The sequence below is a fragment of the Saccharopolyspora antimicrobica genome (genome assembly GCF_003635025.1).
GTDB lineage: Bacteria > Actinomycetota > Actinomycetes > Mycobacteriales > Pseudonocardiaceae > Saccharopolyspora > Saccharopolyspora antimicrobica.
In genome coordinates this window covers 214,176-238,181 of record NZ_RBXX01000002.1, presented here as the reverse complement: position 1 = coordinate 238,181, position 24,006 = coordinate 214,176, and the positions used below count along the sequence as shown (strand labels likewise).

Here is a 24,006-nt window from a genome sequence, read left to right as displayed (position 1 = left end):
TCTGCCCGGAACGTCGCCGTCGCACCGAATCCGGCCGAACGGCCGAAAAGCGCTCGGCCGCTGTGGGAACCTCGACGCCTGGAACTTCGTCACAGTTGCTGTTTCGCGGCGAACTGGAGGAGAGATGGCGGAGAAGTTTCGGGTCGAACCCGAGCACCTGCGGGGCTATGCGGGCATGTTGGAGCGCAACGCCCAGCACTTCCTGGCGATCCGCCAACACGCCGAGACCAAGGGCTCCGACACCAGCGGATTCACCGGGGTGCTCGCGCTGCTGCAGCCCGTGGTGATCGCGGTCGGCAAGCTGTACGGCGAAACCCTCGAGTTCGCCAACGAGCGGCTCACCGGAGTGTCGAACGCCGTCAAGGAATCCGCCGAGGTCTACGAGAAGGACGACCAGGCCAACTCCGAGCGGATCAAGCAGGTCGAGTCGATCATGGGTGAGGCCACCAGCCTCGGGGGGCGCGAGTGAGCGGATACGCCGACACCCAGGATCCCGCCGCGGTGCTCAACGCCGCTGCCGAGAACCGGCCCGGACTGCAGTCCACCAAGGAGCTCATCGAGGCCGCGGGCTGGAAGCTGCAGAGCGTCAACTGGGTCTACGAGAAGGTCACCGGCGAGAACCTCGTCGACTCGTTGATCAAGCCGCTGCTGGGAGACTTCGAGAAGATCGACGAGAACGCGGCTGCCTGGAACAACATCGCCAAGGCGCTCGACGCGGTGCGCAACAACCTCAACGCCGGGCTCCAGGAGCTGGAGCCGCACTGGGAGGGCGAGGCCGCGCAGAACTTCGAGAAGCACATCAGCGTGGTGTGGACGGTCGGCATCGAGGCGGATTCGCAGGTCGCCAAGCTGATCGGCGACCGGTTCCAGAACACCGCCGACACCTGCCGGATGATGTGCAACACCGCGATGTCCCTGCTGGACATCCTGATCGGCCTGCTGATGGACGCCGCGATCAAGGCCGCTTTCCCGCCCGCCTGGGCCACCGTCGTGCTGATGGTCAAGAATGCCATCGACATCGTCGACGCGATCCGGCGGATCATCATCCAGGTCCAGCAGATCATCGAGGGCGTCAAGTCGATGATCGACGGCATCGTGGGCATGGGAACGGCGTTGATGAAGATCAAGGACGTCAACAACGTCAACGACGCCATGAACGTCCTCGACGAGACCCAGGACGCCAAGCAGAAGTTGGACGACGGCAAGAAGGCGGTCAAGACCGGTGCCGTCGGCGCGGTGATGGCCGGTGCCGGTGGCGCGTGGGCCGCACGGGGCCTCAGCAAGGGCGCCGGCTCGATGCGGTCCGGCGGAACCACTGGAACCGGGGGAACCGGTGAAGGTGCCTGACGGCGTCGCGATGAGGGTGGGAAAGGACGCAACGAGTGTCGAGTCCGATTGACAATCCGCAGCTGCGCGCACTGACCGAGCAGCTCGATGCTGCGCTGGCCGAGGGGCGGCGGGTCGCCGAGGAGGCGGCCCAGGTCGGCAGGTACGCCCCGGCGTTCACCGACGAGGACCTCGCCGAGATCGAGCAGTTCGCGCGCAGCGACCAGGCCCCGCCCGAGCTCCGGGACCTGCAGCGCCGCATCGACGCCGGTGAGCTGTCCTGGCAGGACGTCCGGGCTGGGCGGGTCGCGGACGACCCCGGCGTGCTGCGCGGGCTTTCCGCGGGCATGCCCGCGTTCGAGGAAGCGCACACGCTGCTGCGCGAAGGCCACGACGTGGACGAGGTCATCGCCTCCAGGGAACCGGCGCCGGAGCAGCCCGGCACTTCGAGCACGCCACCGCGGCCTGCCGAGGCGAACTGGGACGATCCCGACGACTTCGGCAACGATAGCTGGATGCACCGGCCGGACCGGTGGTGACGAAACCTCGTCGGCGGCTGCTGCTGCCGGGATGTCTGCTGGTGGTGCTCAGCGCGTTGTTCGGCATCGCCGGGATCGGCGTGATCGTGGCCGGTTCGGTGTCCGGCGCCGCGGTCGACCGCGCTGAGCCGCACAGCTGGACGGCCGGCGACGTGGTGCTGCAGTTCAACCGCTTCGGCACCTGCGAGGTGGTGCCCGAGTCGGGGGCGCCCCGGGTGGTCGAACCGAAGCGGCAGGTCGAGGAGCTCCAGGTGCAGCGCTGGTTCTCCGGCACCGCTTCGATCACCTGCGATCAGCCGGTGACCGCGTGGCAGGGCAGCGCGGCCGGGCTGCGGTCGTTCGTCTCCTCGTCGGCGTTCGAGTACGGCCTGGCGACGCTGGTGGTGCTGCCGCTGCTGGCACTGGTGGTGCTGCTCGTCCGGCGCAGCGGCGCGCCGCGCTGATCAGCTCCGCCGCCGCGTGATCAGGTGCGCGGCCACACCGGCGACAAGGCCCCAGAACACCGAAGCGATGCCGAACACCGTCAATCCCGATGCCGTCACCAGGAACGCGATCAGCGCCGCGGTGCGGCTGTCGGCGTCCTCGGTGGCCTTGGCCAGCGAACCGCCGATGGTGTCGAGCAGCCCGATCCCGGCCAGCGCGGTGATCAGCGCCAGCGGGAAGGCCGCGATGAGACTGCCCAGCGTCGCGCCGAAGATCCCCAGCAGGACGTAGCAGACACCGGAGGCGATGCTCGCCTTGTAGCGCTGCGCCGGATCTTCGTGGGCGTCGCGGCCCATGCACAGCGCGGCGGTGATCGCGGCCAGGTTGATGCCGAAGCAGCCCAGCGGCGCGAGCACCACGTTCACCGCGCCGGTCCAGGACAGCAGCGGTGACACCGGAGTCGAGTAGCCGTGCGTCCGCAGCGTGACGACGCCGGGCAGGTTCTGCGAGGTCATGGTGATGACGAACAGCGGGATCGCGATGCTGATCGTGGTGTGCAGCGACCAGCTCGGCCACACCCACACCGGAGCGGCCAGCGCGATCTCGACGCCGCCCAGCCGCAACGAACCCTGCGCGCCGGCGAGCGCGACGCCCACCACCAGCGCGATGAGCACCGCGTAGCGCGGCTGCAGGCGCTTGCCGAGCAGGTAGCCCGCCAGCATCGCCGCGACCAGCCAGAACTGGTCCTGCATGGTGGTGAACACGCCGATGCCGAACTGCAGCAGCACCCCGCCGAGCAGGGCAGCGGCGATCGAGGCGGGGATCAGGTCCACCGCGCGCTCGAACCAACCGGTCAGCCCGACCACGACGGTCAGCGCGGCGGCCAGCAGGAACGCGCCCACGGCCTCGGACATCGAAACGCCGTGACCACTCGTGGCCAGCAGGGCGGCGCCGGGCGTCGACCAGGCGAGCACGACGGGAGCCCGGTAGCGCAGCGACAGCGCGATCGAGGTGACGCCGATGCCCACGCCCAGCGCGAGGATCCAGGAGGCGATCTCGGCGGGCCCGGCGCCGAGCGCACGAGCGGCCTGGAAGACGAGGGCCGCTGAACTGACCACCCCGACCAGCGTCGTGATTCCACCGGCGACCAGAGTGGATGCCGAGGCGGTGGGGAGCCGTTGACGCAACTGCACTGGAACCCGTCCGTTCTGTATATGGAACGACGCGATGCTAGGAGGAACGGTGGAGCTGGTCAAGGTGGTGGGGGCGAACCTGCGCGCGACCCGCACCGAGCGCGAGCTGTCGTTGTCGGAGACCGCGCGGCGAGCGGGGATCGGCAAGGCGACGCTCTCGGAGCTGGAGGCCGGACGTCGCAATCCGACGCTGGAAACCCTCTACGCGCTGGCCACGGTCCTCGGCGTTCCACTGGGACGGCTGCTGGTCGCGGAGCCGGAGCCCGGCGCGGAGCCCGCCGTGGTGGTCAACCGCGCCGGCGGCGCGGAGCTGTCCGGGCAGGTGGTGGAGGTGCAGCTGATGGACCGGGTGGTCACCGGCGGCCAGCGGCAGGAGATCTACCGGCTGCGCGTGCGCGCGGGTTCCAAGTACGTCTCCGCCGCGCACCGGCCCCGCGTGGTCGAGCAGCTGCTGGTGCACTCCGGAACTCTGGTCACCGGCCCGGAATCGGCCCCCGAAACGCTCGGTCCCGGTGACTACATCCGCTTCGACGGCGGAGTGGACCACGTCTACCAGGCCCCGGCCGACGACGTCCTCGCGACGCTGGTGATGCGCTACCCCGACCCGGCCTGACACCGCTGGGGGAGTGTTTCCGCTGGTCAGGTGCCGTGAGTGTTTTGTGATGCTATAGCACCACAAAACACTCACGGCCCATCACCTGCCAAAACCCTTGTGTGGCCCAGACATCAGCGGTGAGTCGTCCCTGGGTGCGCTTCGGAGTGAGTACTCACTTCGCCCTTGACGGAGTGAGTACTCACTCCGTACGGTTGTGGGCATGGGTGAGACGACGCGGCGCAGGGCGCCGGGAATGAGTCCCGAAGAGCGACGGGCGATGATCATCACGGTCGCGATTCCGCTGGTGGCCGAGTACGGCGCGGCGGTCACCACCAAGCAGGTGGCGCGGGCCGCCGGAATCGGGGAGGCGACCATCTTCCGGGTTTTCGAGGACAAGGACGAGCTGATCTCGGCGTGCATGGAGGAGGCGCTCCGCCCGGATCAGGTGACGCGGGAGATCGCCTCGATCTCGCTCGACGACCCGCTGGTCGACCGGCTGAACGCCGCGGCGGATGCGTTGGCCGCGCACCTGGAGCGGATCGGCGCGTTGGCCGGTGCGCTGCACGCCACCGGACATCCGGGCGGTGCGCGCAACGCCATGGCGGGCAAGCTCCGGACGAAGCGCGCGAAGCAGCGGCCCGAGCCCGCGGAGCGGGACGGCGGGCACCAGGTTCGCGATGCGGTGGCCGAGCTCTTCGAGCCGGAACGGGATTCGCTGCGGCTGCCGCCGGAAAAGCTCACCGCGATGTTCTTGGGATTCCTGTACACGCGCGGGCGCATGGGCGGCGAATCCGCCGGGGTGGAACCCGCCGAGCTCGTCGACCTGTTCCTACACGGTGCGCTGGTGGAAGCGGCATAACACCCCTGTGCGCCAACCTGAGTCCTGCTCAACCGCACCTCAGGGGACCGTGGTGCAACCCAGCCGCGAGAAACCGCACAACGCAAGATCAATTCGGACGCAACCACCGCTGAAAAACGCGGAGAGGCGGGACTGCATGACCATCACCTTGAACCACACGATCGTCCCCGCCCGGGACAACGCGGCGGCGGCCGACTTCCTGGCCGGGGTCCTCGGCCTGCGCCGCCTGCCGCCGGACGGCTTCGACGGGAAGTTCGCCCCGGTCGAGGTCAACGACTCGCTGACCCTGCAGTTCATGACGGTGCCGGACGCCGAACCGCACCACCTCGCCTTCGACGTGACGCCCGAGGACTTCGACGAGATCCTCGCCCGCCTCCGCGACGGCGGTGTCCCCTTCGGCAGCAGTCCGTTGGAACCGGACAACGGGCGGGTGGACCACCCGCTGTGCCCCCGAGGCCTGTTCTTCTGCGACGAAACCGGAAACCTCTACGAGGTCATGTCCCCGGCCTGACCCGGGGCAGCAGCCGAACTGCGGGCGCCGCCGCGATTTCAATGGAAATCGCACGTCTGATTTCCATTGAAATCGCACGACCACGCGGAGCGGAACCGGAAATACCGTACAAAGGCGAAGGCCCCTCCAGGGCGGGGGACCGGAGGGGCCTTCGCAGCTACCGAACACCAAGCTGCTTTCGGGGAACAGCACCGGCTTCGGCATCGATCGGGTGAGATCGTTCGGAGGTGCGGGGCGCGGTGGCCCCGCACCGGATCAGCTGTTGTCCTCCTTCAGCATGTCCGAGCACTTCTCACCGATGGCCATGGTGGTGATGTTCGGGTTCACCGCCACCAGGAACGGCATCGCCGAGGCGTCCGCGACGCGCAGGCCCTGCACGCCCTTGACCCGCAGCCGCGCGTCCAGCGGCTTGGTCGGGTCGTCGTCGGCACCCATCGGCACCGAGGCCGCCGGGTGGTAGACGGTGTTGTGGGTGCGCTTGAGGTAGTCGGCGATCTCGTCGTCGGTGCGCACGTCCGGGCCGGGGAACAGCTCCGCGCCCGCCCACTCCTGCATCGCGGGCCGGGCCACGATCTCGCGGGCCAGCTTGATGCCCTCGGTCATCACCCGCATGTCGTGCGGGTCGGTGAAGTACCGCGGGTCGACCTTCGGCTTGTCCCGGAAGTCGCGGCTGCGCAGCCGCACCGTGCCGGTGGAGCGGGCGCGGGTGACGTTCGGGGTCAGGCAGAAGCTGTTCTCCGAGGTCGGGTAGCCCTGCCGCACGGTGTGCATGTCGAAGGGCACCGAACCGTAGTGGAACATCAGGTCCGGCCGGTCCAGCCCTGGCTCGGTGGTGGTGAAGATGCCGATCTCCCACCACTGCGTCGAGTCGGTGACCATCGGCTGCTTGGCGTCCCAGCTGATCACGCCCTCCGGGTGGTCCTGGAGGCTGGAGCCGACGCCGGGGGAGTCCACCAGCACCTCGATGCCGAACTCGCGCAGGTGCTCGCCCGGGCCGATGCCCGAGAGCATCAGCAGCTTCGGGGTGTCGATGGCGCCGGCGGAGAGCACCACCTCGCGGCTGGCGGTGACCGTGCGGGTGTGGATCAGGTCGGCGTCCAGGTACTGCACGCCGGTGGCGCGGGTGCCGCTGAAGGTCACCTTCTTGGCCCACGCCTGGGTGCGGATCTCCAGGTTCGGCCGGTCCAGGTTCGGGTGCAGGTAGGACACCGAGGACGAGGAGCGGGTGCCGTCCTCGCGGGCGTTGATCTGGAACCAGTTGGCCCCGTGCACCACGGTCTTGCCGGAGTTGAACTCCGTGGTCGGGATGCCCTGCTGCTCGCAGGCGCGCAGCAGGGCGGCGCCGCACGGGTCCTCCGGCGGGACGCTGCGGATGGTCACCGGGCCGCTGCGGCCGTGGTGGTCGCCCGGCCCGTCGTTGGTCTCCAGCCGCTTGTACAGCGGGAAGACGTCCTTGGCGCTCCACCCGGTGGCGCCCATCGACTCCCACTCGTCGAGGTCCTCGGCCGGGGCCCAGAACGCGATGCAGGAGTTGTGCGAGGAACAGCCGCCGAGCACTCGCGCCCGCGCGTGCCGCATGAAGGAGTTGCCGTTCTCCTGCGGCTCGATCAGGTAGTCCCAGTCGTAGCCGGACTCCAGCAGCGCCATCCAGCGCTTGAGCTCCAGGATCGCCTTGTCGCCCACGTCCGACGGCCCGGCCTCCAGCAGGCACACGGTGACGTTCGGGTCCTCCGAGAGCCGCGCCGCGACCGCCGCGCCCGCGCTACCGCCACCGACCACCACGTAGTCGAACTGGTCTGTCATTGTCCGAATCTCCGTTTCTTCTCCGCAGGTTCCGGTCATCTCGCCCACCCGTGCGAGGTGCCGGACCTCAGGCGACCGGGCTGGTCTCGTCGTTGTCCGATGTGGACGCGTGGTCGGCGAGAACGCCGACCTTGTGGCGCTGGACGAACCAGTAGTACGCGAATCCGCCCACCGCCGCGACTCCGACGAACAGCACCGAGCTGTACTGCAGGTACCAGTGGTAGGGCGGTTCGGCGTTGTAGACCTCGCGGCGCGGCCAGGCCAGGTTGACCGTCATGCCCACGCCCCACAGCACCGCCAGCACGTTGACCGGCAGCCCGAGCTTGCCCAGGCTGAACCGGCCCTCCTCCTTGGTCGGCTGCCACTTGCCGCGCAGCCGCGCGATCAGCATCGGCACCGTGACAAGCAGGTAGGAGATGTAGATCAGGATGATCGCCAGGCTGGTGATGGCGGTGAAGATCTGCGGCTGGCCGATGTTGACCACCAGCAGCGCCACCGCGAGCACGCCGATGACCACCGCGGGGATCACGGGGGTCTGGAACCGCGGGCTGACGCGCGCCAGCAGCTTGCCTGCGGGCAGCGCGTTGTCGCGGGCCATGGCGAAGGCGATGCGGATCGCCGCGGTGTGCACCGCCAGCACGCAGACCGTGATCGCCACGAAGATGGCCAGCAGGAACAACCGGCCGACGAACGGCCCCAGCGCGTCGTTGAGCACGAACTGCAGGCCGCTGGAGGCCAGCTCCGGCGCGGAGAAGTCGCGCGTGGCCATCATGCCGAACAGCAGGATCAGGCCGCCGAGGACGAACGAGGCGATCAGCGCCCGCAGGATCGCCTTGGGCGCGTTGCGGTGCGGGTTGATGGACTCCTCGCCCAGCGAGGCGGCGGTGTCGAAGCCGTACATCACGTACGACGAGGCGATCCCGGCGATCAGGAACGCGCTGAGGTAGCTGCCGCCGAAGGCCGATTCGGTGCCGTTGGTGTCGAACACGACCGTCGGCGGGTTCACCGCCACCAGCGCCAGCGCGACGACCAGCAGCACGGCGGCGACCAGCTCGATGAACACGCCACCGCTGTTGATCCGGGCCATCAGCTTGACGCCGAAGGCGTTGACCATCGTGGTGAACAGGATCAGCACCAGCGCCAGCAGGATGCCGTTGACCGCGGCGTCGGTGCTGTTGGAGCCGTCGCCGATCACCTGGAAACCGGACCAGATCTGCGGGAGCGTGTTCTGGTAGGCCAGCGCGGTGGCCGAGATCGACACGATCGAGGCCAGCAGCATCATCCACCCGGCCAGCCAGCCGACGTGCTGACCGCCCAGCTTCTTAGCCCAGTTGTAGACGGAGCCGGCGATCGGGTACCGGGATGCCAGCTCGGCGAAACTCAACGCCACGAGCAACTGCCCCAGGAACACGATCGGCCAGGACCACCAGTAGGCGGGGCCCCCGAAGGACAGGCCGAAGTAGGACAGTTGGAAGGTGCCGGTGAGCACCGAGATGTAGCTGATCCCGGCCGCGAAGGTGTGGAAACCTCCGAGACTTCTCTTCAGTTTGTTGGTGTAACCGAACTCGTTGAGCCCGGCATCGTAATTGGGCGCGCTCATGCTGTACCGCCTCTCCGAGATTCACAGTGGTGGTTGCGTTCCGGAGTGATCTCGCGTTTCGGGGCGTCTTGTGGCTGAGTTGCGTCACGGTCCCCTGAGGTGCGGTTGAGCGGGACTGTAGTTGATGTAGGGCTGCTCATGCCCTGAACTCCTCTCCCGGTCGATTCCGCCCGCCGGGTGCGGGGGACGATGGACCGGGTGGTTGTTTGCTTTGCGTGATCGATCGCGGCCTGCTCGGCCGCGCAGGTGCGCTGCGGCGGTGGATCGGACACCGCCGCAGCGCGTCGAACTGCTTATTCGCCGGCGAACCAGTTCTGCGGCCCGGGCCGCAGGTTCTGGAAGACGTGCTTGGCCTCCTGGTATTCACCGAGACCGGCGCGGCCGAGTTCGCGGCCGATGCCGGACTGCTTGTACCCGCCCCATTCCGCCTGCGGCAGGTAGGGGTGGAAGTCGTTGATCCACACGGTGCCGTGCCGCAGCCGGTTGGCCACCCGCTGCGCCTTGGCCGGGTCACCGGTGAACACCCCGCCTGCCAGGCCGTAGTGGGTGTCGTTGGCGATGCGCACCGCGTCGTCCTCGTCGGTGAAGCGCTCCACCGTCAGCACCGGGCCGAAGGACTCCTCGACCACGGCGTAGGAGCCCTGCTGCACGTTGTCGAGCACGGTCGGCAGGTAGTAGTGGCCGTTCGCGTAGCGCTCGCCTTCGGGGCGGCGGCCACCGGTGCGCAGCACAGCGCCCTCGGCGACGGACTTGGCCACGTAGTCGTCGACCTTCTGCAGGTGCGCGGCCGAGATCAGCGGCCCGGTCTCGGCGTCGGCGTCGAACGGCCCGCCGAGGCGGATCAGCTCGGCGCGGCGGACGATCTCGTCCACCAGCGCGTCGTGCAGCTCGTCCTGCACGATCAGCCGCGCCCCGGCCGAGCACACCTGGCCGGAGTGCAGGAACACCGCGGTCAGCGCGTAGTCCACGGCGGTCTCGAAGTCGGCGTCGGCGAAGACCACGTTGGGGTTCTTGCCGCCCAGCTCCAGGGCGACCTTCTTGACCGTGGCGGCGGCCGCGGCGGAGACCTTGCGGCCGGTGTGCAGGCCACCGGTGAAGGAGACCAGGTCGATGTCGGGGTGCTCGGAGAGCACCGAGCCGACCTCGGCGCCGGTGCCCAGCACCAGGTTGCCGACACCGGCGGGCAGCCCGGCCTCGGTCAGCGCGCGCATCAGCAGGATCGCGGTGCTCGGCGTCAGCTCGCTGGGCTTGAGCACGAAGGTGTCGCCCGCCGCGATGGCCGGGGCGACCTTCCAGGCCACCTGCAGCAGCGGGTAGTTCCAGGGCGTGATCATGCCGCACACGCCCACCGGCTCGTACTGCACGCGGCTGATCGAGTCGCGCGACCCGGTGTCGACCAGGTGCCCCGCGTCGGTGCCCGCGATCTTGCCGAAGTAGCGGAAGCAGGCGGCGATGTCGTCCATGTCGAATTCGCTCTCGACCAGCCGCTTGCCGGTGTCCAGCGATTCGGCGCGGGCGAACTCGGCCTTGTCGCGCACCAGGATGTCGCTGACCCGCAGCAGCAGGTCACCGCGCTCCCACGGCGAGCTGGTCGCCCAGGAGCCCTCGTCGAAGGCGCGGCGGGCCGCGGCGATGGCGCGCTCGGTGTCGGCCCGCCCGCCCTCGGCCACGGTGGCGACCAGTTGCCCGTCGGCGGGGCAGCGGATCTCGCGGGTGCGGCCGTCCGCGGCAGGCGCCCATTCGCCGTCGATGAACAGCGTGGCCGCCGAATTCTCAGCTTTCGACATGCTCGTATCCCCGTGATGTCGGTTGTGCTTAATGTGCTGGAACCGCACGTCCGTGCACTTCTGGTGGCGGTGTGGTCACACAATGCCGCGAGAGCCGGCACTTCGCCACGCGAATCGTCGTCGTCGCAACGGGGCGAAATTCGACGAATGGTGCCGTCGGCACGCCGTGGTGCGATTTCACCTCCTGGCGGTGCATTCGGTGGCGGCCGTGCGCGGTCTTCGTTCAATTCCAGCGTCAGGTCGATTCCACGACCTGGTGCGATTGCTCTCAGTGCCGCCGAAGACCCTAACACCGGTGGTGTACATCTGTACATCACCGGGCTAGGAGGATGTCGTTCTCCGTTGAAAATATGCGCTCCGAACAGCATGAACGCCAATTCGGTGACCTGGGCCGCATCGCGCGGGCACCGCGGCATGGCAGGCTGGGCGAGGTCATCCGGCCCGCTACCGGAGGTGGCCGGCAACACGGGAGGGACGCCGAAGCGAATGTCGACCACGCAGCCCGCGCCCGCCGCGCGCCGCAAGGACCCGGCCCGGCCCGAGCGCATCGCGCGCGCCGCGATCGCCGTCGTCGCCGAGCGCGGTGTGGACAAGCTCACCCACCGCGCGGTCGCGGCGCAGGCCGGAGTGCCGCTGGGGTCGACCACCTACTACTTCGCCACCCTCGACGATCTGCTGGCCAGCGCCCTGCGGCAGGCGGCCGCCGACGACGTCGCGCACCTGCGGGAGTGGGCCCAGGGGCTCAACGGCGACCTTGCCGTCGCGCTGACCGATCTGGTGCTGCACTACCTCGGCCCGGCTCGCGCGCAGACCGCGGTGGAGCACCAGCTCTACATCGCCGCGCTGCACAAGCCCGCGCTGCACGGCGCGAGCCAGGAGTGGGACAGCGCGCTGGCGGAGCTGTTCGCCTCGCTCGTCGACCCGGCCACCGGCCGCGCGCTGTCGGTGGTGTTCTGCGGATTGCTGCTGCAAGGCATCGTCCGGGAATCGGTGCCGAGCCGAGATGAAATCGAGATGATATTCCGGCGGGTGCTGCCGCGACCCGCGGAAAGCTGATTCCAGCAGGCATTTCTCGCCGGGTGTCCGATCGGTCAACATCGGATGTCCGTTGCATTGCACCGAATCCGGGGCTGTTGATCTAGCTGCCCGGGCCGGGAAGAATGGTGCCAGCGATCCGTGGCACCCTGCGCGCCGGGCGTGCGCCGCCGCCGGTTTTCAGCCCGGTGGAGCACATCGCCGGGCGTTTTTCCGGTGTACAACGGACTTGCCGCGTCGGGGCGTGGCTCGCTCCCAGCACATTTGATCAACTCAGGTGGGGTGAGACCGTGGGGCACAGCGAAGACCGCGAATTGGTGCCGCTTAAGTCGGATTTCGACACAGTGTGGTACGGGTTCCGCCGATCTCAGGTGAAGTTCTACATTCAGCAGACCGAGGCCGAGGTGCGGATGCTCGCCGAGGATCGCGACTCGGCGCTCAGCCAGGTCGGCGATCTGACCGCGCAGCTGGAGCAGGCGCGGGCCGAAGTTGACTCGCTCAAGCAGCAGCTCGACGAGCAGGCCCGCACGCCGGTCGATGCCGCTGCGCTGACGGACCGCTTACGCCGGATGGTCCGGCTCGCCAACGATGAGGCGAACGAGGTGGTCGCCGCCGCGCAGGCCGCGGCCGAGCACGAGTGGGCGCGTAGCGAGCAGGCCGCGGCCGAGCTGCGCGAGCGCTACGAGAAGCTGGTCGCCGAGGCCGACGAGTGGCGGCGGCAGTCCGAGCAGCAGCGCAACGAGATGCTCGCCCGCACTCGCGAGGAAGTCCAGGCCATGAAGCGCGAGGCCGAGGACTGCCGCCGCAAGCTCGACAACGACGCCGAGAGCCGGCGCACCCAGGTCGAGCACGACTTCGAGGTGTCCATGGCGGCGCGCCGCGAAGAGGCGATGCGCATCATGGCCGAGCGCGAGCAGGCCAGCCGGGAGGCCGCGCAGCGGCGGGTCCGCGAGGCCACCGCGGAAGCGGAGCGGCGGATCCGGCGGGCCGACGAGTACGCCGAGACGATGCTGCGCATGCGGCAGGACCTCGCGCAGCGGGTCCGCGCCGCGCAGCAGGTGCTGGCCACCGCGGAGCCGTTCCTGGCCGCGACGGAAGCGGGCGCGGCCACCGAGGGCTCGGACGGCTACGTCGCCGAAGTGGTCCACAATGGACACGCGTCGGCCGACGAGGTCGACGTCCCGGAGCAGCGCCACGAGGAGCCGGTGCCCGAAGGAGCGGCCGCCGGCGCCTGAGGACGCCGAGGTCTCGCGAGGGCTCGCGGGTTCTCGCGAGACCCGCGCTGCCCGCACCCCCGCCGTCACCCGGCCGCCCGCTCGGCGGGCGGAGTCGATCACGAACCGCGAAGATCCTCACCAGCGGAGCCGCCCGGCGAGAACTCGCCGGGATCTTCCGGGCTCCGCGCGTGATCACTAGGTTCGACTGGGATTCGGCGCAGTGGGAGGCGGAATGAACTGGCGCGGTCTGGTCACCACCGTCGCGGTGTGCGGCATGCTGCTGGTCGGCGCACCGGTGGGTGCGGCACCACCGGCGGACGACGTGCGCGACCGCTTGGAGGCGGTGCCCGATCTGACGGTGGTGGGCGAGCGGCCCACCGAACCGGGATTCCGGCTTTTCGACCTGACCTTCACCCAGCCCGCCGACCACCGGAACCCGGCGGCCGGGCAGTTCCAGCAGCGCCTGACCCTGCTGCACCGCGACCTGTCGCGGCCGACCGTGCTCTACGCCTCGGGCTACGACCTGCCGGAGAAGACCACCCGCACCGAGCCGACCCGGCTGGTCGACGGCAACCAGGTGAGCCTGGAGCACCGCTTCTTCACCCCGTCCCGCCCGGACCCGGCGGACTGGGGCGACCTGGACATCTGGCAGGCCGCCACCGACCAGCACCGGGTGATCAGCGCGCTGCGCGCGGTCTACGACGACCGGTGGATCACCACCGGGGCCAGCAAGGGCGGCATGACGGCGGTCTACCACCGGCGGTTCTACCCCGACGACGTCGACGGCACGGTCGCCTACGTGGCGCCCAACGACGTCGACAACGACCGGGACCGCTACGACGAGTTCCTGGCCGGGGTCGGCACCGACCCGGCCTGCCGCGCGGCGCTGACCGCGGTGCAGCGCGAGGCGCTGGTGCGGCGCGGCGAGCTGGTGGCGAAGTTCCAGGCCTACGCCGACGCCGAGGGCCTGACCTTCGACCGGATCATCGGCGACATCGACCGCGGCTTCGAGATGACAGTGATCGACACGCCCTTCGCGTTCTGGCAGTACCGCGGCCAGGACGACTGCGCCCAGGTGCCCGCCACCACGGCGAGCACCGACGAGATCTACGCGTTCTTCGACCAGACCACGGAGTTCCGCTTCTACACCGACCAGGGCATCGAGCCGTACGCGCCGTACTACTACCAGGCGGGCACCCAGCTGGGCTGGCCGCACGTCTCCGACGAGCCGCTGGCCGACCTGCTGCACAACCGCGAGCTGAGCCAGCCCCGCAACCTGGTCTCGCGCGACATCCCGATGCGCTTCGAGCCGGGCGTGATGCACCGGGTCGACGCGTGGGTGCGCAGCCGGGGTTCGGAGCTGATGTTCGTCAACGGCGAGCGCGATCCCTGGAGCGCCGAACCCTTCGAGCTGGGCCCCGGCACCCGCGACTCGTACAGCTACCTGGTCCCGGGCGCCAACCACGGAGCCAAGATCGAGGGCCTGCCCGCCGACCAGCAGGCCGAAGCCGAGCAGACGCTCCGCCGCTGGGCCGAGGTCGAAGCACCGGCCATGCGCTCCGCGGTCCTGGACGCCGAACCGCTCCAGCGGCACCCACGCTGAGCAACGACGAAGGGCACCTCGCTCGCGCGGGGTGCCCTTCGTGGTGTCCGGATCAGCCGGTCTTCGTCCGCGCCGCGCGGCGGGCGGCGAGGTTGTCGTAGGTGTTCATCAGGAACTTGTGCGACGGGCGCTCCACCACGCGGGTCAGAGCCCAGCCGAGGACGGTGCCGGCGATCAGCATCGCGGCGGTCTGCAGCAGCGGGTCGACGCCGACGTCGTCCAGCTTGCGCATCACGATGTAGCCGATCGTCTGGTGCACCAGGAACACGCCGTAGGAGATGCCCGCGAACCAGCTGATCCGGCCGGCCAGCCAGTTCGGCACCACCCGGTTCCAGTCCGGTCCGTAGGCGGTCACCGCCACCACGAGTATGCCCAGGCACACCGCGATCGTGGATCCCCAGTCGGCCACCAGGCCCTCGGGGGTCTCGGCGTAGTTGTGCAGCGCCTGACCGGCCATGCAGGCCAGCAGCATGCCGAGGAAGTGCGGCAGCGAGATCCGCCGCGTCGACCACAGCCAGATCGCTACGCCGACCACGAACAGGTGCCAGCGGTGCACGCCGATGCCGTCGACGACGGTCCGGTAGATCTCCGAGGAATCGCTGACCCGCAGCGGCCACTGGACGATCGGCAGCAGCACCGCCAGCCACAGCACGAGGATGATCCGCCGCCCGTGGCCCCACTTGGTGGCGAACAGCGCCGCGGCGGCGGTGAATCCCATCAGCTGCAGCGGGACCGTCCAGTGCGAACCGTCGATGAACCAGTAGTCGGCGGGTTTCCAGTTCCACAGCATCAGCAGGTTGGCCACCAGATCGCTGCGGGTGGGGTAGAACCAGCCCTCCACGGCCGCCCAGCGCATCACCAGGAAGACCACCACGACGGCGCCGACGAACGGCGGAACGAGCCGGGCCATCCGCCCCCACCAGTAGCGCAGCAGCGTGCCGCGGCCGATGGTCACGCACGCGAAGTACGCCGAGATCACCAGCAGCAGGCTCGCCCCGACCTGGAACGGGAAGACGACCGAGCGCGGCGTCATCTCCGGATGCAGGTAGGTGCTCAGGAAAGTGGAGTGGTAGAGCATCACCAGCACGACGCAGGCGGTTCGCACCACGTCCCAGCTGATCTTGCGCTTGCTCCGGCCCGAGCTCCGCTTGGTGGCAGTGGGTGTCATCTCGGGCACGCGGGTCACCGTACCAGGGGTGTTTGTCTGAATCTCGAAGGATCATCGCGTTCTGCGCTGGGCAGATGGCGCAGCGGTCCGCACCGGTCGGACCATGTCGGATTGGTCACGGTTTTCGGGCCAGCGCGGCGTAGCTCAGCGGCGTGCCGGTGCTCAGGTCCGCATCGCCGGGATCCGGTCGCCAGTCCGCGGTCGGCACCACGCCGGGATCCAGCACCTCCAGGCCCGCCAGCAGCGACTCCAGTTCGGCGCGGCTGCGCGCGGTTGCGGACAGCAGGTCGGCCACCGCACGCATGGTCTCCGGTGCGTGATCGGCGGTGAAGTGGGTCAGCCCGAGCGGCGAACCCGGGGGGAAGGCGTCGAGGTAGCGGCTGATCATCTCGGCCGGGTGCTCGGGAACGAAGTGCAGCACGGAGAACATCAGCACCGCCACCGGTTCGGCCGGGTCCAACAGCCCGCGGGCGCGGTCGGAGGCGAGCACCGCGTCGACGTCGCGCAGGTCGGCCTGCACGATTGCGGCGTTGGGAACGCCCTCCAGCAGCAGCTCGCCCTGGGTGACGGCGAGCGGCTCGCTGTCGATGTAGACCACCCGCGCGTCCGGGGCCTGCTGCTGCGCGATCTGGTGCGCGGTGCCGATGGTCGGGATGCCGCAGCCGACGTCCAGGAACTGCCGGATGCCCAGGTCCAGGCAGGTGCGCACCACGCGGTGCAGGCAGGCGCGGTTGACCAGCGCGTCCAGCCGCGCGTCCGGGGCCACCGCGAGCACCCGGCGGGCGAGCTCGCGGTCCGAGGAGAAGTTGCTGCCGCCGCCCAGGAGGAAGTCGTGCACCCGCGCGCCGCTGGGGCGGTCCAGGTCCAGGTCGTGCGGGAGCGGGGAGTTCTCGGACATGGTTCCTCCGGGTGACCGTGCTGGAGCGCAGAGTAGTTGCCCGGTCGTGTCCCGAACAGGGTGAAAAGTGATCGAGCACACTAACGCTGCGTCATTGACCTTGAGTGCGCTGGAGGTTCGAGACTGCTGGAGAACCGCGAGATTCGGTGAAGGGATGAGTTCGATGGCGCAGTACGTGTTGCCGGAGTTGGATTACGACTACGCGGCGTTGGAGCCGGCGATCGCCGGTGAGATCAACGAGTTGCACCACAGCAAGCACCACGCGACCTACGTCAAGGGCGCCAACGACACGATCGAGAAGATCGCCGAGGCGCGGGACAAGGGTGACTTCTCGTCGATCGTGGGGCTGGAGACCACGCTGGCGTTCCACCTGGCGGGGCACTCGCTGCACCTGGTGTGGTGGAAGATCCTCTCGCCCAACGGCGGGGACAAGCCGACCGGTGAGCTGGCGGCGGCGATCGATGAGGACTTCGGTTCCTTCGACGCGTTCCGGGCTCAGATGGAGGCGGTGTCGGGCACGATCCAGGGCAACGGCTGGGGTGTGCTGGCGTGGGATCCGGTGGGTCGTCGGCTGGTGACGCAGCAGTTGCGTGATCACCACTCGAACCTGTCGATCGCCACGACGCCGCTGCTGGTGTTCGACATCTGGGAGCACGCGTACTACCTGCAGTACCGCAACGTGAAGGCGGACTACATCAAGCAGTTGTGGAACGTGGTGAACTGGGACGAGGTCGGCAAGCGCTTCGCCGACGCCCGCGCCGGCTACAACGGCCTGCGCCTGCCCACCGCCTGAGAATCGGTTTTCCAGGCGTTCTGCGCCTCCGGCGCATGCGGCTGCTCACCAACCCGGTTCCGCGGGGTTGTCGCCGCCGCGGGAACCAAATGACGCAATTTCAATTGAAATCGGATCTTCGATTTCAATTGAACTTGCGGTCACCGTCGGTGTGTCGGGCGTCCGACACGCCGACGGTGGGTCGGGGTCGACGCGATTTCAATGGAAATCGGACGTCTGATTTCCATTGAAATCGCGCGTCGGGTTCAGCCGGACCAGCGGTAGCGGCGTTCGGGGCGGCCGGTTCCGCCGTAGCGGAGGCGGACTTCGGCGCGGCCGGTGTCGGCGAAGTGCTCCAGGTACTTGCGGGCGCTGACCCGGGAGATCTCGCTGGCCTCAGCGCACTCCGTGGCCGACAGGTCGCCGCCCGCCGCCGTCGCCTCGCGCAGGATCCGCTCGACGATGTCCGAGGTCTCGTTGGTCAGCCCCTTCGGCGGCGTCGTGCGGCGGGTGCGGTTGCCGAAGAGGCGGTCGACGTCGTGCTGCGCGGCGGGGGCGTTGGCGGGCAGTTCGCCGAGCTTGTTGTGCAGCGAACGGAAGTTCTCCAGCTGGTCGCGCAGCGCCTCGAAGCTGAACGGCTTGATCAGGTAGTGCAGCGCGCCGCCGCGGATGGCGCCGCGCACCGCCTCCAGGTCGCGGGCCGCGGTGATCATGATGACGTCGGGGTCGGCGGTCGGGTGCGCGCGGACCTGCCGCAGCACCGAGAGCCCGTCGATGTCGGGCAGGTAGATGTCGAGCAGCACCAGGTCGGGCCGCAGCTCGTCCACCGCGTGGATCGCGTCGGTCCCGGTGTGCGCGGCCGCGACGACCTCGAAACCGGGCACCTTCGCCACGTACCCGCTGTGGACCTTGGCGACCATGAAGTCGTCGTCCACCACCAACACCTTGATCATGCCTGTGGTCCTTCCAGCGGCAGCCGCGCGGTGAACACCGCGCCGTGTGCGTTGTGCACCTGCACCGAGCCGCCGCGACGATGACAGATCTGCCTGGTCATGGCCAGCCCCAGCCCGCGATCGCCGCCGCGTGCGGCCTTGGTGGTGAAGCCGTGCCGGAAGACCTCCTCGACGATCTCGGCGGCCACCCCCGGGCCCGTATCGCGCACCACGGCGACGACTTCGTCGGTGGCGCGCAGGTCGACCTCGATCCAGCGGTCGGCCACCGCTGAGCCCTCCAGCGCGTCCAGCGCGTTGTCGACGAGGTTGCCCAGCACCGTGACCAGGTCGGCGGAGAGCTCTTCGCCGACCTCGGGCAGGTAGCTGCCCTCGTTCAGGCGCAGCCCGACGCCGCGCTCGGCGGCCAGGCTCGCCTTGGCGATCAGCAGCGCGGCGGTCGCCGGGTCGTGGATGCGCGCGGTGACCTCGGCGTGCCACTGCTCGTGGCGGTGGCTGATGCGCAGCACGTAGCGCTGCACCTCGTCGTACTCGCCCAGTTCGATGAGCCCGGAGATGGTGTGCAGCCGGTTGCTGAACTCGTGCGCCTGGGCGCGCAGCGTGTCGGTGGTGTCGCGGTGCACGGCCAGCTCCCGCTGCAGGTCGACGAGTTCGGTGCGGTCGCGCATGGTGACCACCGCGCCGACCGAGGAGATCGGCATCCGGTTGAGCACCACGACCTTGCCGCGCCGCAGCACGATCTGGTCGACGCCGTCGGTGCGGCCGGTGAGCACGTCGCGGGCGCGGTCGTTGAGGTCCAGCGAGTCGATGTCGCGGCCGACGCAGTCGTCGGGCAGCGACAGCAGCTGCCGCGCCTGGTCGTTGACCAGCGTGATCCGGTTCTGCTCGTCGACGCCCAGCACGCCTTCGCGCACGCCGTGCAGCAGCGCCTCGCGGTGCTCGACCAGCCGCGTGATCTCGCGCGGCTCCAGACCGAGCGTCTGCCGCTTGACCCGTCGCGCCAGCAGCACCGACCCGGCCACGCCGAGGACGGTGGCGAAGGCCAGCAGCGCCAACGGGTTCTCGGGAGCTTCGCGCAGTCCCTGCAGCACGTCCGGGGTGTCGCTGCCCGCCGCGACCACCCCGATGATCTTCGCGTCCTGGGAGATCACCGGCACGTGAGCCACCAGCGAGTCCACGTCGGTGCTGATCTCGCCGACCCAGGACCGGCCGTGCAGCACGGTGCTCTCGCCGAGCGGCAGCGGCTTGCCGCGCTGGGCGGGATCGGGCGAGGTGAGCACGATGCCGCGGTGGTCGGCGATGATCACGGCGTCCGCGCCGGAGAGGCTGCGGGCGGACTCGGCGAAGATCGGCAGCGCGTCGCGGCGGAAGGGGTTCAGCAGGCTGACCCGCACGCCGTCGGTGGCGGCCAGGTCTTCGGCCACCGAGAGCATCCGCCTGCCCTCGGTGGCCCGGAACGCGACGTCGGTCTGCGCCACGGAGAACACCGCGACCGACGCGAGCAGCACGAAGATGATCAGCAGCTGCCAGCTCAGCAGCTGCCGGGACAGCGACGCCTGCACCCGCAGCACGATGTTCACCTCCGCCACGACCGGGTCCGGGAACGTTAACCCGTCCCGCTGTCGGAGAACCCACCAGCTCAGCCCGGTTACACAAGTGACAGAAGTGTCGATAGCTGCAAAAGGGCGACACCGCCGGTGCGCGGGTGCAGCATGGCGTGCATCACGTTCCGGCTGCCCGCGCGGTGGCCCGGCACCGGTGGATCCCGCTGGTGCCCGCGTGATTCCGCGGCGCTACGGCGCAGGCCGCGGAACCGCGCGAGTCGACGGTGCCCGCTCACCCCCGGGCATCCGCACGTGACGCGCGGCCCGGTCGCACATCCCCCGGCGACCGGGCCGCCGACGTCGGCGGTCACCGGACCGCAGCAGCGCTGCGGACGAGCTCCTCGAAGGCGGCGACGTCGCCGATGACCTCCTCCGCCCGGTCGGGCCGCTCGGCCAGTTCGGCGTAGCGCTCGCCGATCTCGTCTGCGTTGTCCGCGGTGATCCCGGTGGCGATCACGACGGCTGCCGCGTGGACGCCCTTCGGGGCCAGTTCGAGGTGCAGCGCTCGCGCCCAGTTCCGCAGGCCGGCCATCGCGAGCCCGACGTTGCCCAGGAACGGCGCAGGCACCTTCGACGACACTCCGGTGGTCAGCAGCAGCGTTCCGCTGCCGCGGCGGAGCATCGCGGGCAGGACGTGGCCGACCGCGGCGACGCCGCCGAGCGTGCTCAGCGCGAACTGCGCGGCAGCGGACTCCGGCGTGGTCTCGGCAGCCGAGGTGATCGGCGCGCCTTGCGGCCCCGGGCTGTACTCCAGCACGTCGATCTCGCCGAGTTCGCCGCGCAGTCCGTCGAGTGCGCCCGCCAGCGCGGAGTGGTCGGCGACGTCGGCCGGGCGGGCGGCGGCGGTGATGCCGAGCCCGCCCAGTTCGCCGACCGAGGCCGCCAGGCGCTCGGCGTCGCGGGCGATCAGCCCGACCCGGTACCCGCGCTTGCCGAATGCGCGCGCCACTCCCATGCCGAGCCCCGGCCCGGCTCCCACGATCACCAGCGTTCGGTGCACCTGTTCCTCCAGGGGCATCGTCGAGCCCCGGCCGAAGTCGTTGCAAGACGGCACATTTCGGTGCGCTGCGCACAAGGAGGTAACCGTTGCAGGACGAGGACGAGGTCTGCCGGGACGTGTTGCAGATCGTGTCGCTGGTGGGCGACAAGTGGAGCCTGCCGGTCCTCGGGCAGCTCCGCGGCGGTCGGCGCCGGTTCGGCGAGCTGCAGCGCGCGGTGCCCGGCATCTCGCAGCGGATGCTCACCGTGACGGTGCGGAAGCTGGAGCGCGACGGGCTGGTCAGCCGCCACGTGCACGCGAGCGTGCCGCCGCAGGTGGCCTACGAGCTCACCGGGATCGGCCGGTCCTTGCTGGTGGCGACGCTGGGTCTCGGGGAGTGGGCCGTCGAGAACCGGGTGGCGATCGCCGCCCACCGGCACCGCTTCGCCGCGAACTGACCCGTGGTGACCGGGCGGTAACCGTGGCCTTTTCCCGGCGGGCTTTGTAGCGTGCTCGGCATCGACCAATGGAGGTCTGGATGTCGGCCGTTGCCGCGGTGCAGGCGAACCACTTCGAAGCCTGGCAGCAGGTCATCTCGGGCGCGTTCGTGCCGTTGCAGGCGAGCGCCACGCGGCAGGGCCGGTTCCGCGCGCGGATCCGGTCCAACCACATCGGCGCGATGCACCTCTCGGAGATCTCCGCCGCGCCGCACCGGGTTTCGCGCACCTCGAAGCTGATCCGCAGCGGTGACGCCGGGCAGCTCAAGGTCAGCCTGCAGGTGCGCGGCAACGCCGTGGTCTGCCAGGACGGGCGCGAAACCGTGCTCGCGCCGGGCGATTTCGCGCTCTACGACACCGGCCGGCCGTACACGCTGAGCTTCGACGAGTCGTTCCGCTCCGTGGTGCTGATGTTCCCCCGCGAGCTGCTGCGGCTGCGCCCGAGCGACCTCGCCGACCTGCGCGCGCGGCGGTTCGACGGCCAGCGCGGCACCGGGCGGCTGGTGCGCTCGCTGGTGCAGGAGCTGTGCGTGCGGGAGGACGCGGCCGGATCGCGGTCCGGGCTGCTGATCTGCGATGCGGTGCTGGACGTGCTGTCCGCGGCGGTGGAGAGGCGTCGAACCCGCGGCGCTGCGCGGTGATCTGCTCGGCCGGTTGCGGTCGTTCGTCGAGCAGCACCTCGCCGATCCCGAGCTGGGGCCGGAGACGATCGCGGCGGAGAACCACATCTCGGTGCGCTACCTGCACAAGCTGTTCTCCGCCGACGGTGTCCCGGTCAGCGGCTGGATCCGGGCCCGCAGGCTGGAGCGCTGCCGCCGCGACCTGGCGGACCCGGAGCTGGCGGAGCTGCCGGTCAGCGCCATCGCGGGCCGCTGGGGCCTGCCCAACGCGGCCCACTTCTCCAAGCTGTTCAAGGCCACCTTCGGCGTCTCCCCGCGCGAGTACCGCTCGGCGCACCTCGGCGGCTGAGCCCCGCGGCACATCATCGGCTCCGTTTCCCCTGTTCAGCTGCCGTGAGTACTTTGTGCGGCTATAGCACCACAAAGTACTCACGGGCCTCTACCTGCGGAAACGGTGCCGCTCGGTGATCCGTGCGCGGGTGGACAACAGGAGTTCGCGCGTGGGCAAGAAGCCTGGGCCGGGCGGCAGCAGAGTGGTCGGCGTCGCCAGCAACCAGGAGGACAACGTGCGCCGACAACTGCTCATCGGCGGCAGCTGGGTGCCCGCCGCCGACGGGGCCGAGCTGCTCACCCACGACCCGGCCACCGGCGAACTGCTGGGGCGCTGCGCCGACGCGGGCGCGGCCGACGTCGACAGCGCGGTCGACGCCGCGCGCGAGGCGTTCGCCGATCCCGGCTGGCGCGAGATGCCGCCCGCCGAGCGGGCGCGGCTGCTGTGGCGGATCGCCGATCTCATCGAGGCTTCGGCCGACGAGCTCGCCCGGCTGGAGACCCGCGACCAGGGCCAGCCGATCGGCGTGGCGCGCGGCGTCAGCGTGTCGATGGCCGCCGAGGTGTTCCGCTACTACGCGGGCTGGTGCACCAAGATCGAAGGCGCGACCTCGCCGGTGTCGGTGCCCAACGCGCTGCACTACACCCGCCGCGAGCCGGTCGGGGTGTGCGCGCTGATCACACCGTGGAACTTCCCGCTGATGATCGCGGCCTGGAAGCTGGCTCCCGCCTTGGCCTGCGGGAACACCGTGATCCTCAAGCCCGCCGAGCAGACGCCGCTGTCCACTGTGGAGCTGGCGCGGTTGTGCGCGGAGGCCGGGGTGCCCGCGGGTGCGGTGAACTGCCTGACCGGCGGCCCGGACGCGGGCCGGGCGCTGGCCGAGCACCCGGCGGTGGACAAGGTGTCGTTCACCGGCTCCACCGAGGTCGGCAAGAAGATCGTGGTGGCCGCCGCGGGCAACCTCAAGCGGGTCAGCCTCGAACTCGGCGGCAAGGCGCCCAGCATCATCGCCCGCGACGCCGACATCGACGCCGCCGTCGCCGGCAACCTGCAGGGCGCGCTGCTCAACTCCGGCCAGGTCTGCGCCGCCTACACCCGCTTCTACGTCGACAGCGAGCGCGTCGACGAGTTCGCCACCAAGATCGCCGCGGCCGCCGAGGGTCTGCGGCTGGGCGCCGGGCTCGACCCGGACACCCAGCTCGGCCCGCTGGTCTCGGCCGAACACCTCGACAACGTCGCCGGATACGTCGAAACCGGGCTGGCCGAGGGCGCGCAGCTGGTCACCGGTGGCCGACGCGGCGACGGGCCGGGCCACTTCTTCCACCCGACGGTGTTCTCCGGTGTCACCGATGGGATGACGATCGCGCGCGAGGAGATATTCGGGCCGGTGCTGTCGGTGCTGCCCTACGACGATCCGGAGGAGCTGCCCGCGCGGGCCAACGACACCGAGTACGGCCTGGCCGCGTGCGTGTGGACCAGGGATCTGGCCACCGCGCACCGCACCGCGGCGGCGATCCGGGCGGGCAACGTGTTCGTCAACATGCTCCCGCTGCTGGACCCGGCCGCACCGTGGGGCGGGTTCGGGGCCAGCGGGTGGGGGCGGGAGATGGGCGCTCACGCACTGGACGAGTTCACCGAGACCAAGGGAGTCTGGGTGCGCCTGGGTTGAGCTGTTCGCCAACGTTCGAGAGGTTGG

General features: G+C 69.9%; 24 protein-coding genes. 15 read left to right on the top strand and 9 right to left on the bottom strand.

The genetic code is table 11. The features are described 5' to 3' along the window. Nucleotides 1–124 precede the first annotated feature (124 nt). From ATL45_RS01685 to ATL45_RS01670, 4 genes are read left to right on the top strand one after another with little or no spacing between them, the layout of a single operon-like run. Nucleotides 125–469, top strand: coding sequence for a type VII secretion target (locus ATL45_RS01685; protein ID WP_093156069.1), 345 nt, complete (start codon nt 125–127; stop codon nt 467–469). Beyond that, a complete protein-coding gene (locus ATL45_RS01680; RefSeq protein ID WP_093156067.1) occupies nt 466–1,347 on the top strand; it encodes a WXG100 family type VII secretion target in 882 nt (293 codons plus the stop codon). The genes ATL45_RS01685 and ATL45_RS01680 overlap by 4 nt, the downstream gene beginning before the upstream one ends. 35 nt (nt 1,348–1,382) lie before the next feature. After that, complete coding sequence (locus ATL45_RS01675; RefSeq protein WP_093156066.1) at nt 1,383–1,865, top strand: hypothetical protein; 483 nt, start codon at nt 1,383–1,385, stop codon at nt 1,863–1,865. After that, nucleotides 1,862–2,308 (top strand): hypothetical protein, encoded by a 447-nt coding sequence (locus ATL45_RS01670; protein WP_143121704.1) that lies wholly within the window; start codon nt 1,862–1,864, stop codon nt 2,306–2,308. Before ATL45_RS01675 ends, ATL45_RS01670 begins: the two co-directional genes overlap by 4 nt. Here the strand turns inward: ATL45_RS01670 and ATL45_RS01665 are convergent, their stop codons facing one another. Beyond that, nucleotides 2,309–3,481 (bottom strand): benzoate/H(+) symporter BenE family transporter, encoded by a 1,173-nt coding sequence (locus ATL45_RS01665; protein WP_093156063.1) that lies wholly within the window; start codon nt 3,479–3,481, stop codon nt 2,309–2,311. 49 nt (nt 3,482–3,530) lie between these two features. Between ATL45_RS01665 and ATL45_RS01660 the strand changes: the two genes are divergently transcribed. From ATL45_RS01660 to ATL45_RS01650, 3 genes are all read left to right on the top strand, one after another. After that, nucleotides 3,531–4,094 carry a helix-turn-helix domain-containing protein gene (locus ATL45_RS01660; RefSeq protein ID WP_093156061.1) on the top strand — a complete coding sequence of 188 codons (564 nt, stop codon included), beginning with the start codon at nt 3,531–3,533 and terminating at the stop codon, nt 4,092–4,094. Between the two features lie 235 nt (nt 4,095–4,329). Next, the gene (locus ATL45_RS01655) at nt 4,330–4,935 is read left to right on the top strand and encodes a TetR/AcrR family transcriptional regulator (protein ID WP_093156059.1); all 606 of its coding nucleotides are present in this window, start codon (nt 4,330–4,332) and stop codon (nt 4,933–4,935) included. A gap of 136 nt (nt 4,936–5,071) precedes the next feature. Then, entirely contained in the window at nt 5,072–5,446 is a 375-nt protein-coding gene (locus ATL45_RS01650; RefSeq protein WP_093156057.1) for a VOC family protein, read from the top strand. Between the two features lie 255 nt (nt 5,447–5,701). On the opposite strand, the gene ATL45_RS01645 is transcribed toward ATL45_RS01650, so the two are convergent. The 3 genes from ATL45_RS01645 to ATL45_RS01635 form a co-directional block, all read right to left on the bottom strand. Continuing rightward, nucleotides 5,702–7,249, bottom strand: a complete 1,548-nt coding sequence (locus ATL45_RS01645; protein ID WP_093156055.1) for a GMC family oxidoreductase — start codon at nt 7,247–7,249, stop codon at nt 5,702–5,704. 67 nt (nt 7,250–7,316) lie between these two features. Further along, the gene (locus ATL45_RS01640; protein ID WP_093156052.1) at nt 7,317–8,849 is read right to left on the bottom strand and encodes an APC family permease; all 1,533 of its coding nucleotides are present in this window, start codon (nt 8,847–8,849) and stop codon (nt 7,317–7,319) included. Nucleotides 8,850–9,142: 293 nt separating this feature from the next. Next, the gene (locus ATL45_RS01635) at nt 9,143–10,636 is read right to left on the bottom strand and encodes an aldehyde dehydrogenase family protein (RefSeq protein ID WP_093156051.1); all 1,494 of its coding nucleotides are present in this window, start codon (nt 10,634–10,636) and stop codon (nt 9,143–9,145) included. 486 nt (nt 10,637–11,122) lie between these two features. Between ATL45_RS01635 and ATL45_RS01630 the strand changes: the two genes are divergently transcribed. The 3 genes from ATL45_RS01630 to ATL45_RS01620 all read left to right on the top strand — a co-directional run bounded on the left by ATL45_RS01630 (nt 11,123) and on the right by ATL45_RS01620 (nt 14,491). Further along, complete coding sequence (locus ATL45_RS01630; RefSeq protein ID WP_093156049.1) at nt 11,123–11,692, top strand: TetR/AcrR family transcriptional regulator; 570 nt, start codon at nt 11,123–11,125, stop codon at nt 11,690–11,692. Nucleotides 11,693–12,042: 350 nt separating this feature from the next. Continuing rightward, the gene (locus tag ATL45_RS01625) at nt 12,043–12,906 is read left to right on the top strand and encodes a coiled-coil domain-containing protein (protein WP_246025111.1); all 864 of its coding nucleotides are present in this window, start codon (nt 12,043–12,045) and stop codon (nt 12,904–12,906) included. Between the two features lie 214 nt (nt 12,907–13,120). Beyond that, complete coding sequence (locus ATL45_RS01620; protein WP_093156045.1) at nt 13,121–14,491, top strand: S28 family serine protease; 1,371 nt, start codon at nt 13,121–13,123, stop codon at nt 14,489–14,491. Between the two features lie 52 nt (nt 14,492–14,543). Here the strand turns inward: ATL45_RS01620 and ATL45_RS01615 are convergent, their stop codons facing one another. After that, a complete protein-coding gene (locus ATL45_RS01615; protein WP_177242032.1) occupies nt 14,544–15,659 on the bottom strand; it encodes an acyltransferase family protein in 1,116 nt (371 codons plus the stop codon). A 115-nt stretch (nt 15,660–15,774) separates the two neighbouring features. Continuing rightward, entirely contained in the window at nt 15,775–16,557 is a 783-nt protein-coding gene (locus ATL45_RS01610) for an SAM-dependent methyltransferase (protein WP_093156042.1), read from the bottom strand. A gap of 163 nt (nt 16,558–16,720) precedes the next feature. Between ATL45_RS01610 and ATL45_RS01605 the strand changes: the two genes are divergently transcribed. Beyond that, entirely contained in the window at nt 16,721–17,350 is a 630-nt protein-coding gene (locus ATL45_RS01605; protein ID WP_121505281.1) for a superoxide dismutase, read from the top strand. A 245-nt stretch (nt 17,351–17,595) separates the two neighbouring features. On the opposite strand, the gene ATL45_RS01600 is transcribed toward ATL45_RS01605, so the two are convergent. From ATL45_RS01600 to ATL45_RS01590, 3 genes are all read right to left on the bottom strand, one after another. Continuing rightward, nucleotides 17,596–18,282, bottom strand: coding sequence for a response regulator (locus ATL45_RS01600; RefSeq protein ID WP_093161051.1), 687 nt, complete (start codon nt 18,280–18,282; stop codon nt 17,596–17,598). Beyond that, a complete protein-coding gene (locus ATL45_RS01595; RefSeq protein WP_439332432.1) occupies nt 18,279–19,868 on the bottom strand; it encodes a sensor histidine kinase in 1,590 nt (529 codons plus the stop codon). The genes ATL45_RS01600 and ATL45_RS01595 overlap by 4 nt, the downstream gene beginning before the upstream one ends. A gap of 322 nt (nt 19,869–20,190) precedes the next feature. Next, nucleotides 20,191–20,883: an SDR family NAD(P)-dependent oxidoreductase gene (locus ATL45_RS01590; RefSeq protein WP_093161048.1), complete on the bottom strand. Its 693-nt coding sequence runs from the start codon at nt 20,881–20,883 to the stop codon at nt 20,191–20,193. Nucleotides 20,884–20,969: 86 nt separating this feature from the next. Between ATL45_RS01590 and ATL45_RS01585 the strand changes: the two genes are divergently transcribed. From ATL45_RS01585 to ATL45_RS01575, 4 genes are all read left to right on the top strand, one after another. Beyond that, a complete protein-coding gene (locus tag ATL45_RS01585; RefSeq protein WP_211841163.1) occupies nt 20,970–21,320 on the top strand; it encodes a winged helix-turn-helix transcriptional regulator in 351 nt (116 codons plus the stop codon). An 80-nt stretch (nt 21,321–21,400) separates the two neighbouring features. Continuing rightward, on the top strand, nt 21,401–22,000 hold the full coding sequence (locus ATL45_RS39245; protein WP_211841162.1) for a cupin domain-containing protein: 600 nt from the start codon (nt 21,401–21,403) through the stop codon (nt 21,998–22,000). A 13-nt stretch (nt 22,001–22,013) separates the two neighbouring features. Further along, a complete protein-coding gene (locus ATL45_RS39240) occupies nt 22,014–22,328 on the top strand; it encodes a helix-turn-helix domain-containing protein (RefSeq protein WP_211841161.1) in 315 nt (104 codons plus the stop codon). A 217-nt stretch (nt 22,329–22,545) separates the two neighbouring features. Beyond that, complete coding sequence (locus ATL45_RS01575; RefSeq protein WP_093161053.1) at nt 22,546–23,979, top strand: aldehyde dehydrogenase family protein; 1,434 nt, start codon at nt 22,546–22,548, stop codon at nt 23,977–23,979. Nucleotides 23,980–24,006 lie beyond the last annotated feature (27 nt).

Coding starts and splice junctions, on each gene's coding strand:
- ATL45_RS01685 (WP_093156069.1), top strand. CDS start 125: ATGGCGGAGAAGTTTCGGGTCGAACCCGAGCACCTGCGGGGCTATGCG.
- ATL45_RS01655 (WP_093156059.1), top strand. CDS start 4,330: ATGAGTCCCGAAGAGCGACGGGCGATGATCATCACGGTCGCGATTCCG.
- ATL45_RS01650 (WP_093156057.1), top strand. CDS start 5,072: ATGACCATCACCTTGAACCACACGATCGTCCCCGCCCGGGACAACGCG.
- ATL45_RS01645 (WP_093156055.1), bottom strand. CDS start 7,249: ATGACAGACCAGTTCGACTACGTGGTGGTCGGTGGCGGTAGCGCGGGC.
- ATL45_RS01640 (WP_093156052.1), bottom strand. CDS start 8,849: ATGAGCGCGCCCAATTACGATGCCGGGCTCAACGAGTTCGGTTACACC.
- ATL45_RS01635 (WP_093156051.1), bottom strand. CDS start 10,636: ATGTCGAAAGCTGAGAATTCGGCGGCCACGCTGTTCATCGACGGCGAA.
- ATL45_RS01630 (WP_093156049.1), top strand. CDS start 11,123: ATGTCGACCACGCAGCCCGCGCCCGCCGCGCGCCGCAAGGACCCGGCC.
- ATL45_RS01620 (WP_093156045.1), top strand. CDS start 13,121: ATGAACTGGCGCGGTCTGGTCACCACCGTCGCGGTGTGCGGCATGCTG.
- ATL45_RS01615 (WP_177242032.1), bottom strand. CDS start 15,659: ATGACACCCACTGCCACCAAGCGGAGCTCGGGCCGGAGCAAGCGCAAG.
- ATL45_RS01610 (WP_093156042.1), bottom strand. CDS start 16,557: ATGTCCGAGAACTCCCCGCTCCCGCACGACCTGGACCTGGACCGCCCC.
- ATL45_RS01605 (WP_121505281.1), top strand. CDS start 16,721: ATGGCGCAGTACGTGTTGCCGGAGTTGGATTACGACTACGCGGCGTTG.
- ATL45_RS01600 (WP_093161051.1), bottom strand. CDS start 18,282: ATGATCAAGGTGTTGGTGGTGGACGACGACTTCATGGTCGCCAAGGTC.
- ATL45_RS39245 (WP_211841162.1), top strand. CDS start 21,401: ATGTCGGCCGTTGCCGCGGTGCAGGCGAACCACTTCGAAGCCTGGCAG.